Here is a 14,772-nt window from a genome sequence, read left to right on the forward strand (position 1 = left end):
GTGTACGAGGTCAGGCGCGCGACCGCGGGCGGCGCCGGACGACGGACCCCTGCGGCAGCTCCTCAAGCTCGTCGGGGGCGGGGAGGTCCTCGCCCTCGCCGTCGGCTTCGGCGTCGGTGCCCTCCGGGGGCGGCACGTCGTCCTCCCCCGGGGCGGAGATGAGGAACACGCCGAAGGTCGCGGGCCGCTCGGTCAGCAGCTCGAGCCGGCCGCCGTCGTCCTCGACCAGGGTGCGGGCCAGGGCCAGACCCACGCCGGTGCCGGAGGAGCTGCGGCCGGAGACGGAGCGCTCGAAGATCCTCGAGCCGAGCGCCGGGTCGATGCCGCCCCCCTCGTCCATGACCTCGATGACGGTCGAGTGCTCGTTGCGGCGCACCTTGACGGTGGTCCGACCGTCGCCGTGCATCAGGGCGTTCTCGATGAGGGTGGCCAGCACCTGCGTCAGCGGCCCCGGCGATCCCCACACGGCGGCGCTGCGCGGCACCTGGATCCGCAGCTCGCGCTGGGCGCGGCGGTAGGCGGGCGACCACTCCTCGCTCTGCTGGGTGAGCACCGTGCGCAGCTCGACCACGCCGGGGGTGCGGCGCTGGGACGAGCGCGGGGCGTTGATGAGGTCGTGGACCACCTCGGTGAGTCGGTCGATCTGCTCCAGCGAGATGCGGGCCTCGTCGCGCACCCACTCCTCGGAGCTGGTCGCCAGGATCTCGTCGAGCCGCATCGACAGGGCGGTCAGCGGCGTGCGCAGCTGGTGGGAGGCGTCCGAGGCGAGCTGGCTCTCCGCCTCGAGGCGCTCGGTGAGCATCGCACCGGAGCGGGTGAGCTCCTCGGCGACGTCATCGATCTCGGCGATCCCCGAGGGCGTCCACGGCCCGCGGGCGCGGCCGCTGCCCATCTCCTCCGCGCGCCGGCTGAGCCGGGCCAGGGGCATCGAGATCCGCTGGGCCTGCCACAGCGCGACGGAGACGCCGATGGAGACGGCCGAGAGCCCGGCGACGATGATGAGCACCCACGCGCTCGCGGTGTGGGCGGCCACGTCGGACTCCGGGATGGCCACGGTGATCTCCTGGCCGTCGGTGCCGAAGGTGGAGACCTCCACGGGGTTCTTGCCGGGCGGCTCCCCGGCCTGCAGGGTCTGACCGTCGTGGACGACGGTGATCGCCACGTCGAGGTCGGCCTGCTCGTCGACCCGCCGCTGCAGCATCGCCTCATCGAGAGGACGGCCCTCGGACAGCCTCTCCTCGGTGTCCACGCGCACGTCGTCGAGGATCTGGTTCGCCGTGCTCGAGAGGGACTGCTCGTTCAGCTTCAGCCAGGAGTACCCCAGCGGGATACCCAGCAGGAGCACCGAGAGGACCACCGTGATGATGGTGGCCTGCAGCACGCGCTGCCACACGTGTCAGCTCTCCGCGCCGGTCTCGAACCGGAAACCGACACCCCTCACCGTGGTGATCCGGCGCGGGTCCGTGGCGTCGTCACCGAGCTTGCGGCGCAGCCACGAGACGTGCATGTCCAGGGTCTTGGTCGAGCCCCACCATTCGGCGCCCCACACCTCGCGCATCAGGTCGTCACGGGTGACGACGCTCCCGGCCTCGCGCACCAGCACGGTCAGCAGGTCGTACTCCTTGGCCGACAGGCTCAGCTCGTGCCCGTCGGCGTAGGCGCGGCGGGCGGAGACCTCGAGGGTCACGCCGTTGACGTCGTAGGCGTCGCCGGATTCCTCCATGGCCTGGGACCGCCGCATGAGGGCGCGGATCCGGGCCTGCAGCTCCCCGAGGCGGAAGGGCTTGGTGACGTAGTCGTCGGCCCCGGCGTCCAGGCCGACCACGGCGTCGACCTCGTCGGCCCGTGCGGTCAGGATCAGGATCGGCGATTCGAGGCCGCCCTTGCGCAGTCGCCGGGCCACCTCGAGCCCGTCGACATCGGGCAGGCCGAGATCCAGGATCACGACGTCGATCGGGTCCCCTCCGGCGGCGATGGCGAGCGCGTCCATGCCCCGCGATGCGCGCGCGACGGTGTACCCCTCGCGGTCGAGTGCGCGGGAGAGCGGTTCAGCGATGGCCGAGTCGTCCTCGACGAGTAGCAGTCGTGTCACGCGCTCCATCGTACGTCGCCGCCCTCACAGCGGGCTGGTCGTGCCCTGAACCGGGGTGTTGCCTGCTCCGATGCCCAGGTCAGTACCTCAGGTCCAGCGGCGCCGAGCGGTCACGGCGCATCTCCATCACGTGCACCGTGCCGATGCCGTGCAGCTCGACGTCCTCGCCGTCGGCGGTGGCGAATCCGCCCGGCAGCGCCCGCTCGACCGCGGCGGCGGTCTCGTCGTCGACCACCACGGTGCCGGGACGGGCCACCGACTCCATGCGCGCGGCCAGGTTGACCTTGGGCCCGAACACGTCGCCGTAGCGGGAGAACATCGACCCCCAGGACAGGCCCACGCGCACCGGCGGCAGGCCCTGGTCGGCGGTGATGATCTCGGCGAGGCTGACGGCGATCTGGGCGCCGTCCTCCGGCGTGTCGGCGAGGAACATGATCTCGTCGCCCACGGTCTTGACCACGCGGCCGCCGCCGACGGAGATGACGTCGCGGCCGACCGCCTCGAAGCGGCCGACGACGTCGGCCAGCTCGGCGCCGGTGAGGTCCTGGGCCAGACGGGTGAACTGGACCAGGTCGGCGAAGCCGACGGCCCGCTGCAGCGGGAACAGCTCGTCGGTGTCGCGGTGGAGGACCTCGGAGCCCGCGCGGGCGGCGTAGGCGGCGAGCTGGCGACGGAAGGCGAACATCACCTGGGACTCGAGGGTCTCGAGCAGCTCGGGGATGGTGTCGAGCATCTGCTGGCGGGCCTCGGCGTCGTCCGTGCCGTCGGCGTGCTTGGCCTCATCGACCAGCGCCTCGGTGATCCACATGGCCAGCCGGCCCATGTGGAAGCCCAGCCCGCGCGTGATGCTGGCGAAGGCCCGTTCGGAGAGCACGCCGTCCTCGACGATGGCGGCGAGGTCGCCGATCGAGTAGGCGTCCTCCTCGGTGAACACGACGGTGTCCTCGTCCACCGGGGTGAAGCCCAGCGAGCGCCAGTACACGGAGGTGAGGCGCTCGGGGATGTCGTGCTGCTGGGCGAGGTCACGGCGCGAGTACTTGCGCGACCCCTGCAGCAGCACCTTCTCCAGCGCTCCCACGCTGCGGCGCACGGCGGCGAAGCGGCGATTGAGGTCCAGGATCTCCTGGTCCCCCAGCGGGGTCGCGTCGAGATCGGGAGAGTCCTCCGGCGAGAGCGACGGCTCGCCGGGCGGACGGGTCCCGTCCGAGGGCGCAGAGCGCTCCGCGCCGTCGCGCTCCAGGTCTTCCATTCCGCCCGTCACCTGCCGTGCTCCTCCTTCTCGACGCCGTCGCCGGCGTCCGTCGCGGGCCATTCCGGCCCGCCCGGCCTCAGATGTCTCACGTCGCCGATATCCACGGTGGCCTCGCCGCCGGCCTCGAGGTCCACGACCAGCCTGCCGCCGGCCTCGATCGTCCGCGCGATGCCGTGCAGGGCGCCGGCGACGTCTCCCACGGGCTCGACCCGCACCTTACGCCCGATTGTGAGGCACGTCATAGTGTACCGCCGACGAGTACCCGCACCATCCCCGTCTCCCCCACTGGACTCGAGCGCGTCGAGCTCGCTGGCGAGGGCGGTGACCAGGTGGCCCGCGATCGCCTCACGGAGCGAGGCGGCATCGGCAGCACCCGTCCGGTCGTCCGCTCCGGGCCGGATCCCGTCCGCGCCGAGCAGCCAGGCGGTACCGGGCACGAGGGAGCCGTCGACCGCACGCACCGGCCCGCGCAGATTCAGGCCGATGCCGATCAGCACGTCACGGGCTCCGTGTCCCTCGACGAGGATGCCCCCGAGCTTGCGGCCGTCGGCGGTGTGGATGTCGTTGGGCCACTTCAGTCCCAGCGCGGCCCCGTCGGTCCCGACGGCGGCGGCCAGGGCGTCGATCGCCGCCAGCCCCGCTGCCAGCGGGATCCACCCGCGACCGTCCGGTCCGAGGGCGGAGCGGTGGGCGTAGGTCAACGACAGGCTGGCTCCGTCGGGGCTGGCGAAGGCCCGCCCGAGCCGCCCCCGGCCGGCCGTCTGCTCGCGCGCGCTGACCGCGAAGGGAGCCTGCTCGCCGGCCTCCAGGCGGCGCCGGGCCTCATCCTGCGTGGACGTGAGGATTCCCATCGAATGGATCGCCGCGCCGGCCTGCTCGCCGTCGCTCCGACCCCGTGCCGTGCCTCGTCCCATGCCTCGTCCCGTCACTGCTGCCTCACCGGTGCCCGTGCCCGTCCTCGCCGCGGACCAGCCGTTCCCGGCCAGCGGTAGCGTAGTATCCCCGTGTTCATCACCGAAGGATTCATGGCGGCCGCGCAGGCCGCAGCAGGAGGCCCCGTGACCGACGCCCCGCGGCCGCTCACCACCGCCCAGCGACTCGAGGACCTGCGCGAGCGTGACGCCGCCACGGTCTCCGCGGCCGACGAGGTGGCGGTCCAGAAGCAGCACGCGCGAGGGAAGAAGACCGCCCGCGAGCGCATCACGGATCTGCTGGACGACGGCTCGTTCGTCGAGACCGACCGTTTCGTGCGGCACCAGGCCCGCAACTTCGGGATCGAGGCGAAGCGCCCCGACGGAGACGGCATCGTCACCGGGTACGGCACGATCGACGGCCGCCAGGTGTGCGTGTACTCCCAGGACTTCACCGTCTTCGGCGGCTCCCTCGGCGAGGCCCACGGCCGCAAGATCCAGAAGGTCCAGGACCTCGCACTGCGCACCGGGGTGCCGATCATCGGCATCCTCGACGGCGGCGGCGCCCGGATCCAGGAGGGCGTCGCCTCGCTGGCGATGTTCGCCGGCATCTTCCGCCGCAACACCCGCGCCTCGGGCGTGATCCCGCAGATCTCGCTGATCATGGGGCCGGCCGCGGGCGGGGCCGTCTACTCCCCCGCGCTGACGGACATCGTGGTGATGGTCGAGAAGACCTCGCACATGTTCATCACCGGCCCCGACGTGATCCGCACGGTCACCGGGGAGGACGTCGGCTTCGAGGAGCTCGGCGGTGCGCGTACCCACTCCTCCCGCTCCGGTGTGGCCCACTACATGGCGCCCGACGAGGGCGAGGCGATCGAGTACGTCAAGGACCTGCTGAGCTATCTGCCGGCGAACACGCTGAGCCCGGCGCCCTCGTTCCCGGTGCGCTTCGACGAGGCCCTCACGCCGCAGGACACCGCGCTGGACACGCTGATCCCCGACTCCCCGAACCAGCCCTACGACATGCTCGAGGTGCTGCGCGCGGTGCTCGACGACGAGGAGTTCCTCGAGGTCCAGCCGCTGTTCGCCCGCAACATCCTGGTCGGCTTCGGACGGGTCGAGGGCTACAGCGTCGGCATCATCGCCAATCAGCCCTCGCATCTCGCGGGCACGCTGGACATCGACGCCTCGGAGAAGGCGGCGCGCTTCGTGCGCCTGTGCGACTCCTACAACATCCCGGTGCTGACGTTCGTGGACGTGCCCGGCTTCCTGCCCGGCACCGATCAGGAGTTCGGCGGCATCATCCGCCGCGGCGCCAAGCTGCTGTACGCCTACGCCGAGGCCACCGTGCCGCTGGTCACCGTGATCACCCGCAAGGCCTACGGCGGTGCCTACATCGTGATGGGCTCCAAGGAGCTCGGCGCGGATCTCAACCTCGCCTGGCCGACGGCGCAGATCGCGGTGATGGGCTCGCAGGGCGCGGTGAACATCCTCCACCGCCAGGAGCTGCGCTCGGTCCAGGAGGCCGGTGGCGACGTCGAGGCCACGCGCACGCGGCTGGAGACCGAGTACGAGGAGAAGTTCGCCACGCCGTACACCGCCGCCGAGCGCGGCTGGATCGACGGCGTGATCCAGCCCTCGCAGACCCGCGTCGAGATCGCCCATGCGCTGCGGGCGCTGCGCACCAAGCGCGACTCGCTGCCGACCAAGAAGCACGGGAACATCCCGCTGTGAACCAGGAGACACCGTCCGAGCAGCCGCGCGCCGACGTGCGCCTGGTGCGCGGGCAGCTGGCCAGCGACGAGCTCGCGGCGATCGCCGTGGTCGTCTCCGCCATGAGCGTGACCAGCCGTCTGGAAGCCGAGGAGCGCGACCTGGCCGAGGGCCGCACCGGGGACCCCAGCGCCTGGAGCGACCCGGTCCACACCCATCCGCGCGCCCACGGTCTGCGCTCGCATCCCTCGCCCACCGCCTGGCAGTTCTCCGACCGCTGAGCCCGGCTCTGGCCGCATAGACTGCGCCGCATGCCTGCCCTCCCCTCCCCCGCGCCCGGCCGTCCCGCGGCGACCCGCACGCCGTCGGCCCTGGACCGGCTCGCCGACGGGTACGTCGACTCCGTCGCCCGGCTGGATCCGTATCTCGCCACCGAGCTCGGGATCGCCGGTCACGACAGCGAGGTCACCGACTTCTCCCCGGCAGCGGTCGCCGAACGCACCGACGCCGCCCGTGCCCTGCTGGCGTCCATCGGCGAGGTGCCGGATCAGGACGAGACCGACTCCGTCACGCGGGCCGCTCTGACGGAGCGGCTGGGACTGGAGATCGAGCGCTCCGAGCTCCGGCTGGACGTCGCCGGGGTGAACAACCTCGCCTCGCCCCTGCAGTCCCGCGATGTGCTGGACCAGATGCCGGCGGAGACCGCCGAGGACTGGGAGGTCATCGCCGAGCGTATGGCGGCGATGCCGGGCTCGCTGGCCACCTGGGCCGAGTCGCTGCGCGAGGCCGCGGACCACGGCGTGATCTCGGCCCGGCGGCAGCTCGTCCTGGGCGCCGAGCAGGCCCGCGGCTACGCCGCGGAGAACGGCTTCTTCGAGACGTTCGCCGCCTCGGCCGTGGGCGACGGGACCCAGCGGGAGCGGGTCGCCCGCGCTTCCCGCGCCGCCGCCGAGGGCTATCTCGAGCTCGCGGACTTCCTGGACTCGCTCGCCGAGCGGGCACCGGCCGCGGACGCCATCGGCCGGGACGCCTATCGCCTGGCCTCCCGCACCTTCCTGGGCACGGAGGTGGATCTGGATGAGACCTACGCCTGGGGCATCGACGAGCTGCGCGCGATCGTCGCCGAGCAGGAGGAGGTCGCCGCCCGGATCAACGAGCGCCACGGCACCGGTGGCGGGCGTTCCGTCGCGGCCGCCAAGGACGCCCTGCGCTCCGATCCCGCGCGGGTGCTGCATGGCACCGAGGAGCTGCGGGCCTGGATGCAGCAGCTCAGCGACCGCGCGATCGCGGACCTGGCCGGCACCCATTTCGACATCCCCCAGCCGCTGCACCGTCTCGAGTGCCGCATCGCGCAGACCGGTTCCGGCGGCATCTACTACACCGGCCCCAGCGAGGACCTCACCCGGCCCGGCCGCATGTGGTGGGACGTTCCCGCGGGAACGTCCCGGTTCCACACCTGGCTGGAGACGACCACCGTCTACCACGAGGGGGTGCCGGGCCATCACCTGCAGGTCGGCACGCAGACCCTGCAGGCCGGCTCTCTGAACCGGTGGCGCGCCCTGATGTGCTGGGTCTCCGGTCACGGTGAGGGCTGGGCGCTGTACGCCGAACGCCTGATGGATCAGCTGGGATACCTCGACGACGGGGACCGCCTGGGCATGCTCGACGCGCAGCGCCTGCGTGCCGGCCGCGTGGTCCTCGACATCGGCTTCCACGTCGGCCTGCCCATGCCCGAGGGCATCGCCGGCTCGGCCGGCGGCGCCTGGACGTACGAGAAGGCATGGGACTTCATGTCCGCCCACTGGGGCGTGAGCGAGGCCGAGCAGCGCTTCGAGCTGAACCGGTACCTGGGCTGGCCAGGCCAGGCTCCCTCGTACAAGATCGGGCAGCGGGTCTGGGAGCAGCTGGCCGCGCGCACCACCGACCTCCGGGATTTCCACCGCCGCGCCCTCGAACTGGGAAGCCTGCCGCTGTCCGTCCTCGAAGGAGCCCTGTGATGACCACCGATCACGACCCCTTGCTGCTGCTGGCCTCCGCCTCCGCCGGGCGCCGCGCCACTCTGCGCGCCGCCCGCATCGAGCACCGCACCCTCCCGGTCGATCTGGACGAGGAGGGGATTCTCGCAGCCGCCCGCGAGCGCGCCGCCGCCTCCGGCGATCCCGAGGACCTCCTCGTCCCCGCCGATGAGGTGCTGCTGCTGGCACGCGAGAAGGCGCAGGCCGCGACGTCCCGCAGCGAGGGCGGCTACGTGGTCCTGGGCTGCGATTCGATGCTCGAGCTGGACGGCGAGGTCATCGGTAAACCGCACACCGCCGAGCGGGCCGCGGAGCGCTGGCGGGCGATGCGCGGCCGCGCCGGGATCCTGCACTCCGGGCACTGGCTGATCGACGACCGCGACGAGGCCGACGGCGGGACCGGCGGCACCTTCGGCGCGACGGCGAGCTGCCGTGTCACCTTCGCCGAGGTCACCGACGAGGAGATCGAGGCCTACGTCGCCACCGGCGAACCGCTCGGCGTGGCCGGCGGCTTCACGATCGACGGGCGGGCGGGCCCGTTCGTCGAGGGCGTGGAGGGTGATCCGCATGCCGTCGTCGGTCTCTCGCTGCCGCTGCTGCGCCGCCTGCTCGGCGAAATCGGGCTCGCCGTCCACGAGCTGTGGGAGAGCGAGCCCCAAGGTGGCGAGGCTCTCGCCGATGCCGCTGAGACCCGCCCGGGCCCTGCGACGATGTGACCCGCCGCGGTACTACACTCGACCTCTGCTGACTCCCGGAAGGAAACCCCCGCCCCATGGCCGCACGCTCCGTCAAGCCCCGCCCCCTGTCCACGGTGCTCATCGCCAACCGTGGAGAGATCGCGGTGCGGATCGCACGGGCCTGCCGGGACGCCGGGCTCCGCTCCGTCGCCGTCTACGCCGATCCCGATCGTGACGCCCTGCACACGCAGATCGCCGACGAGGCCTACGCGCTCGGCGGCACCACCGCCGCCTCCTCCTACCTGGTGGTCGACAAGATCCTCGACATCGCCCAGCGCTCCGGGGCCGACGCGATTCACCCCGGCTACGGGTTCCTCTCCGAGCGCTCCGATTTCGCCCAGGCCGTGATGGACGCCGGGCTGACCTGGATCGGCCCCTCGCCCGAGGCGATCGAGAAGCTCGGCGACAAGGTCTCGGCCCGTCACATCGCCCAGAAGGCCGGCGCTCCCCTGGTCGCCGGCACCAAGGACCCGGTCGCCAACTCGGACGAGGTCGTCGACTTCGCCCGCGCCAACGGCCTGCCGATCGCGATCAAGGCAGCCTTCGGCGGCGGTGGCCGCGGTCTGAAGGTCGCCCGCGAGGAATCCGAGGTGCGCGAGCTGTTCGACTCGGCCGTGCGCGAGGCCACTGCCGCCTTCGGCCGCGGCGAGTGCTTCGTGGAGCGCTACCTCGATGCACCTCGCCACGTCGAGACCCAGTGCCTGGCGGACATGCACGGCAACGTCCAGGTGGTCTCCACCCGCGACTGCTCGCTGCAGCGCCGCCATCAGAAGCTCGTCGAGGAGGCTCCGGCGCCGTTCCTCACCTCCCAGCAGGAGGCCCAGCTGGTCTCCTCCTCCAAGGCGATCCTGCGCGAGGCCGGCTACGTCGGCGCCGGCACCTGCGAATTCCTCGTCGGGGCCGACGGCACCATCTCCTTCCTCGAGGTCAACACCCGCCTGCAGGTCGAGCACCCGGTGACCGAGGAGGTCGCCGGCGTCGACCTGGTGCGCGAGCAGCTGCGCATCGCCGCCGGGGAGACGATCTCGGGAACGGACCCCATCGCCCGTGGCCACTCCTTCGAGTTCCGCATCAACGGCGAGGACCCGGGTCGCGGCTTCATGCCCGCCCCCGGCCGCATCCAGCGCTACGACGTGCCCTCGGGCCCGGGCGTGCGCATGGAGTCGGGCGTGCGCGCCGGCGATGAGGTCTCCGGTGCCTTCGACTCCATGCTGGCCAAGCTCGTGATCACCGGCGCCACCCGCCAGGAGGCCCTCGAGCGCTCCCGCCGCGCGCTGGCCGAGTTCCACATCGAGGGTGTGCCCACGGTGCTGCCCTTCCATCGCACGGTGGTCGAGGACCCGGCGTTCGCCCCCGCGGACCCCGAGCAGCCGTTCACGGTCCATACCCGCTGGATCGAGACCGAGTTCTCCAACGAGATCCCTCCGGCCGCGCTGCCGGCCCAGCCCGAGGAGCCGGAGGATCGCGAGGCCGTGGTGGTCGAGGTCGATGGCCGGCGCGTGGAGATCAGCCTCCCCGCCTCGCTGCGGGCGCCTCAGGCCGCGGTGCGCTCGCGCCGCAAGCGGCAGCACCGGGGTGTCGGCGAGGGCGCCGCGGGCGGCCATTCGGTGACCGCGCCGATGCAGGGCACCATCGTCAAGCTCGTCGCCGAGGAGGGGCAGACCGTCGCCGACGGCGACCTGCTGCTGGTGCTCGAGGCCATGAAGATGGAGCAGCCGATCACCGCCCACCGCTCCGGGGTGGTCACGGGGCTCAGCGCCGAGATCGGGGCGACGGTCTCCGCCGGCGCGGTGCTCTGCTCGATCGAGGACTGAGACCCGGCCGGCTCGACGCCGCTGCGCGTCAGTCGTCCGCGCCGTCGAGCCGCCGCGCCACCTCGGCCAGCGACCCGGCCAGCGAGGGGTAGACGGTGAACGTCCCCGCGACCTGCTCGGCGGTGAGCCGATGGGCGACGGCGAGCGTGTAGGGAAGGATCAGCTCGCTGGCGCGCGGGGCGACCACGACGGCGCCGATCACGGTGTGCGAGCCGGGGCGCACGATCAGCTTCACGAACCCCTCGGAGATGCCCTGCATCTTCGCGCGCGGGTTGGTGTCCAGCCCCAGCACTAGCACCTCCCCGGAGATCACCCCGTCGGCCACGTCCTGCTCGCTGACGCCGACGGTGGCGATCTCGGGGCTGGTGAACACGGCCGAGGACACCTGGGCGGCGATCAGCGGTGAGACCGCCTCGCCGAGCGCGTGGTGCATCGCGATCCGTCCCTGCATGGCCGCGACCGAGGCCAACGGGTACACGCCGGTGCAGTCCCCCGCCGCGTACACCCCGCGCACCGAGGTGCGGGAGACCCGGTCGGTCTCGATGTGACCGCGCTCGGTGATGCGCACGCCCGCCTGCTCCAGCCCGAGGTCGCCGGTGCGGGGGATCCCGCCGAGGGCCATCAGCGCGTGGCTGCCGGCGATCTCCTCGCCGGAGGTCAGCGTCACCACCACCCCGTCGCCCCGACGGCAGGCGGAGGCCGCCCGCGACCGGGAGCGCACGCTCACCCCGCGACGGGCGAAGGCGTCCTCGAGCACGTCGGCGGCGTCGGGGTCCGTCCCCGGCAGCACCTTCTCGCGGGAGGAGACCAGGGTGACCTCGCTGCCGAGCGCCCGGTACGCGCTGGCGAACTCGGCGCCGGTGACGCCGGAGCCGACCACGATCAGGTGCTCGGGCAGGTGCTCGAGCTCGTACAGCTGCGTCCAGTTCAGCACCCGCTCGCCGTCGCACGGATCCGCGTCGAGCTCGCGAGGGCGGGCGCCGACGGCCAGCAGCACCACGTCGGCGTGCAGGCTCGCGCTCACGTCCCCGTCGCCGTCGAGGACCTCGACCGTCTCGGGGCCGGCCAGGCGTCCGCGGCCCTCGAGGATCCGGGCGCCGGCCTCGCTCAGGCTGGAGCGGATGTCGGCGGACTGTGCGGCGGCGAGCCGCTTGACCCGGGCGTTGACGGCGGCGAGGTCGACGTTGAGGGTCTGTGCGGTGGGGGCGGAGCCGGTGTCGGCGTCGCGGATCCCGAGGCCGTGTGAGCCGGCGACCACGTCCAGCACGTCGGCCGTGGCGATGAGGGTCTTGGAGGGCACCACGTCGGTCAGGACGGCGGCGCCGCCGAGGCCGCGCTCCTCGATGAGCACCGTCTCCACGCCGCGCCGAGCGGCCGCCAGGGCCGCCTCGTACCCGCCGGGGCCGCCGCCGATGATCACCACGCGCGGGCGGTCCCCGGCGCTGGGCAGACGGTGGGGGTCCGACGGGAGGGCGGTGCTGGGATCGCTCACCTCTCCATTGTGGGGCACGACGCCTTCTGCGGGGCACGATCGGGCGCGGATGAGCGAGCGCCTGCGTTACCTTCGATCCATGACGGAATCCGCCCCTGACCCGTATCTGCTCGCCCGCGACGCCGCTGCTGCGATCGCCGAGGCCAGCGGTGTCCCCTCCCACGACCTCGCCCTGGTGCTGGGCTCCGGGTGGGCCGGCGCCGCGGACCTGCTCGGCGAGACGGTGTGGCAGGCCGACGCCACCACCGTTCCCGGCTTCCGGCCCCCCGCTGTGGCCGGCCACATCGGCACCCTGCGCTCGATCAGGGTCGAGGGCAGCGGCGCTCGTGCCCTCGTGCTCGGCGCCCGCACCCACTTCTACGAGGGCGCCGGCGTGGACGCGGTCGTCCACGGCGTGCGCACCGCCGCCGCCACCGGTGCCCGCACCATGGTCCTGACCAACGGCTGCGGCGGCATCAATCCGGACTGGTCCCCCGGCACCCCGGTGCTGATCTCGGATCAGATCAACTTCACCGGCACCACGCCGCTTGAGGGCGCCAACTTCCTCGACCTCACCGACCTGTACACGCCCGCCCTGCGCGAGATCGCCCGGGAGGTCGACCCCACTCTCGACGAGGGCGTCTACATGCAGTTCCCGGGACCGACGTACGAGACCCCGGCCGAAGTGCAGATGGCCAAGGTCATCGGCGCGAGCCTGGTCGGCATGTCCACCGCCCTCGAGGCCATCGCCGCCCGCGAGGCCGGGATGGATGTGCTCGGCATCTCCCTGGTCACCAACCTCGCTGCCGGGATCAGTCCGGAGGCGCTCAGCCACGAGGAGGTCCTCGAGGCCGGCCGTGACGCGGGTCCCCGGATCTCCCGGCTGCTGGCCGAGACCGTCCGCCGCCTCACCGGTGCATCAGCCGGGGGCGACGACGGGGCGACGGCGCGATGACTCCCCGCCTCGACCCCGCGCTGCGCTCGCGCATCGAGGACTGGATCGCGGACGACCCGGACCCGGCCACCCGAGCCGCCCTCACCTCCCTGCTCGAGCAGGTGTCGGGTGATGACGAGGCGGTGGCCGGCGACGAGGCCGCCGCGGGCTCGGTCCTCGACGAGCTGACCGACGCCTTCGCCGGGGATCTCCAGTTCGGCACCGCCGGCCTGCGCGGCCGCATGGGCCCCGGCCCGAACCGCATGAACCTCGCCGTCGTCTCGCGGGCCGCCCGCGGCCTGGCCGACCACCTCATCGGCGACCTCGGTCTCGACCGGCCGCTGGTGGTGATCGGCTATGACGCGCGCTACAACTCCCAGGACTTCGCCCACCGCTCGGCGGCGATCCTCACCGCTGCCGGCGCCCGCGTCCAGCTGCTGGACCGCTTCGGCCCCACCCCGCTGGTCGCCTTCGCCGTCCGCCACCTGGAGGCCGACGCCGGCATCGTCGTCACCGCCTCCCACAATCCGCCTGCGGACAACGGCTACAAGGTCTACCTCGGCGGCCGCGCCGCGGCGGCAGGCGGTCGGGGCGTCCAGATCGTGCCGCCGTCGGACGAGCAGATCGCCGCCCGCATCGCTGCCGTCGGCCCCGTCCGTGAGGTCCCCGTCGCCGGGTCCGGCTGGGAGCTGCTGGGTGAGCAGCTGCGTGAGGACTACCTCGCGGCGATCTGCACCCTGCCCGATCTGGAGGGACCACGAGAGGTGCGCATCGTGCACACCGCGATGCACGGCGTGGGTACGGAGACCGCGCTCGCCGCCCTGCACCGCAGCGGGTTCGCGGAGGTCCACACCGTCGCCGAGCAGGCCGATCCCGATCCGGACTTCCCCACCGTGGCCTTCCCCAATCCCGAGGAGCCCGGCGCGATCGATCTGGCCCTGGAGCTGGCCCGATCCGTCGAGGCCGACGTGGTGATCGCCAATGACCCCGATGCGGACCGCTGCGCCGCCGCGGTGCTCGATCCGCATCTGGACGCCTGGCGGATGCTCACCGGCGACGAGCTGGGCGTGCTGCTCGGTGACCACCTGATCCGCCGGCACGAGTACCGCGGCGTCTTCGCCAGATCGATCGTCTCGAGCCGCTGGCTGGATCGCGTGGTGCAGGCGGCCGCCGCGGCGGGCCGCGATGGGCAGGACGCAGATTCCGTGCTCGAGCCGGCCACCACGCTGACCGGTTTCAAGTGGATCTCCCGCGCGCCGGGCATCGTCTTCGGCTACGAGGAGGCCATCGGGTACTGCGTGCTGCCGGACGTGGTGCGCGACAAGGACGGGCTCTCCACGGCGCTGATGGTCGCGGAGATGGCGGCGCTGGCCCGCGCGGAGGGCACCACGCTGGTGGGCCGGCTCGATGAGCTCGCGCAGCGGCACGGCCTGTACTCCACCGCGCAGCTCTCGATCCGCGTCGAGGACCTCACCGAGATCTCCGTGATGATGCAGCAGCTGCGCACCGCGCCGCCGGCTCAGCTGCTCGGGTCGTCCGTGGTCGAGACCCAGGATCTCTCCGCGGGATCCGTCGAGACGACCGGCCTGCCGCCGACGGAGGGCATGCTGCTTCTCAGCGAGGACGACACCCGGGTGGTCGTGCGTCCCTCGGGCACCGAGCCGAAGCTGAAGTGCTACCTCGAGGTCGCAGAAAGCGTTCCCGCGGGAACGTCCCCGGACCAGCTGGGCGCGATCCGGAGTCGCGCCGCCGATCGGCTCGGGGCCCTGCAGGACGAGCTGAGGGAGGCTCTGGGCCAGGCCTGAGCCCAGCCGGTCGTCACCTCGCGCC

Annotated in this window: 12 protein-coding genes; 7 read left to right on the forward strand and 5 right to left on the reverse strand. The window is 72.7% G+C overall.

The window, feature by feature from the left end; translation table 11 throughout:
- Window positions 1-10: 10 nt before the first annotated feature.
- The 4 genes from ACFQS2_RS04935 to ACFQS2_RS04950 all read right to left on the reverse strand — a co-directional run bounded on the left by ACFQS2_RS04935 (window position 11) and on the right by ACFQS2_RS04950 (window position 4,195).
- Window positions 11-1,393, reverse strand: a complete 1,383-nt coding sequence (locus ACFQS2_RS04935) for an ATP-binding protein (protein ID WP_377019844.1) — start codon at window positions 1,391-1,393, stop codon at window positions 11-13.
- 3 nt (window positions 1,394-1,396) lie between these two features.
- Complete coding sequence (locus ACFQS2_RS04940) at window positions 1,397-2,092, reverse strand: response regulator transcription factor (protein WP_377019845.1); 696 nt, start codon at window positions 2,090-2,092, stop codon at window positions 1,397-1,399.
- Between the two features lie 79 nt (window positions 2,093-2,171).
- Complete coding sequence (locus tag ACFQS2_RS04945; protein WP_377792901.1) at window positions 2,172-3,353, reverse strand: adenylate/guanylate cyclase domain-containing protein; 1,182 nt, start codon at window positions 3,351-3,353, stop codon at window positions 2,172-2,174.
- Window positions 3,350-4,195, reverse strand: a complete 846-nt coding sequence (locus ACFQS2_RS04950) for a biotin--[acetyl-CoA-carboxylase] ligase (RefSeq protein ID WP_377019849.1) — start codon at window positions 4,193-4,195, stop codon at window positions 3,350-3,352. Before ACFQS2_RS04950 ends, ACFQS2_RS04945 begins: the two co-directional genes overlap by 4 nt.
- Before the next feature lie 174 nt (window positions 4,196-4,369).
- Between ACFQS2_RS04950 and ACFQS2_RS04955 the strand changes: the two genes are divergently transcribed.
- From ACFQS2_RS04955 to ACFQS2_RS04975, 5 genes are read left to right on the forward strand one after another with little or no spacing between them, the layout of a single operon-like run.
- A complete protein-coding gene (locus ACFQS2_RS04955; RefSeq protein ID WP_377019904.1) occupies window positions 4,370-5,992 on the forward strand; it encodes an acyl-CoA carboxylase subunit beta in 1,623 nt (540 codons plus the stop codon).
- Window positions 5,989-6,252 (forward strand): acyl-CoA carboxylase subunit epsilon, encoded by a 264-nt coding sequence (locus ACFQS2_RS04960; RefSeq protein WP_377019850.1) that lies wholly within the window; start codon window positions 5,989-5,991, stop codon window positions 6,250-6,252. The genes ACFQS2_RS04955 and ACFQS2_RS04960 overlap by 4 nt, the downstream gene beginning before the upstream one ends.
- A 30-nt stretch (window positions 6,253-6,282) precedes the next feature.
- The gene (locus ACFQS2_RS04965; protein ID WP_377019851.1) at window positions 6,283-7,968 is read left to right on the forward strand and encodes a DUF885 domain-containing protein; all 1,686 of its coding nucleotides are present in this window, start codon (window positions 6,283-6,285) and stop codon (window positions 7,966-7,968) included.
- A complete protein-coding gene (locus ACFQS2_RS04970; RefSeq protein WP_377792902.1) occupies window positions 7,968-8,702 on the forward strand; it encodes a Maf family protein in 735 nt (244 codons plus the stop codon). Before ACFQS2_RS04965 ends, ACFQS2_RS04970 begins: the two co-directional genes overlap by 1 nt.
- 56 nt (window positions 8,703-8,758) lie before the next feature.
- Entirely contained in the window at window positions 8,759-10,537 is a 1,779-nt protein-coding gene (locus tag ACFQS2_RS04975; RefSeq protein WP_377792903.1) for an acetyl/propionyl/methylcrotonyl-CoA carboxylase subunit alpha, read from the forward strand.
- 28 nt (window positions 10,538-10,565) lie between these two features.
- Here ACFQS2_RS04975 and ACFQS2_RS04980 read toward each other — a convergent pair whose 3' ends face one another.
- A complete protein-coding gene (locus ACFQS2_RS04980; protein WP_377792904.1) occupies window positions 10,566-12,029 on the reverse strand; it encodes an NAD(P)H-quinone dehydrogenase in 1,464 nt (487 codons plus the stop codon).
- Between the two features lie 79 nt (window positions 12,030-12,108).
- On the opposite strand from ACFQS2_RS04980, the gene ACFQS2_RS04985 reads away from it, so the two are divergent.
- A complete protein-coding gene (locus ACFQS2_RS04985; protein WP_377792905.1) occupies window positions 12,109-12,963 on the forward strand; it encodes a purine-nucleoside phosphorylase in 855 nt (284 codons plus the stop codon).
- Window positions 12,960-14,747, forward strand: a complete 1,788-nt coding sequence (locus tag ACFQS2_RS04990; RefSeq protein ID WP_377792906.1) for a phospho-sugar mutase — start codon at window positions 12,960-12,962, stop codon at window positions 14,745-14,747. The genes ACFQS2_RS04985 and ACFQS2_RS04990 overlap by 4 nt, the downstream gene beginning before the upstream one ends.
- Window positions 14,748-14,772: the final 25 nt, after the last annotated feature.

Source organism: Brachybacterium sp. GCM10030267, from assembly GCF_042666875.1.
In the GTDB taxonomy this organism is placed as follows: Bacteria; Actinomycetota; Actinomycetes; order Actinomycetales; family Dermabacteraceae; genus Brachybacterium.

Bases quoted from the DNA above. Each gene is read 5' to 3' on its own strand.
- ACFQS2_RS04950 (WP_377019849.1), bottom strand. From the start codon at position 4,195: ATGGGAATCCTCACGTCCACGCAGGATGAGGCCCGGCGCCGCCTGGAG.
- ACFQS2_RS04955 (WP_377019904.1), top strand. From the start codon at position 4,370: ATGGCGGCCGCGCAGGCCGCAGCAGGAGGCCCCGTGACCGACGCCCCG.
- ACFQS2_RS04965 (WP_377019851.1), top strand. From the start codon at position 6,283: ATGCCTGCCCTCCCCTCCCCCGCGCCCGGCCGTCCCGCGGCGACCCGC.
- ACFQS2_RS04970 (WP_377792902.1), top strand. From the start codon at position 7,968: ATGACCACCGATCACGACCCCTTGCTGCTGCTGGCCTCCGCCTCCGCC.
- ACFQS2_RS04975 (WP_377792903.1), top strand. From the start codon at position 8,759: ATGGCCGCACGCTCCGTCAAGCCCCGCCCCCTGTCCACGGTGCTCATC.
- ACFQS2_RS04985 (WP_377792905.1), top strand. From the start codon at position 12,109: ATGACGGAATCCGCCCCTGACCCGTATCTGCTCGCCCGCGACGCCGCT.
- ACFQS2_RS04990 (WP_377792906.1), top strand. From the start codon at position 12,960: ATGACTCCCCGCCTCGACCCCGCGCTGCGCTCGCGCATCGAGGACTGG.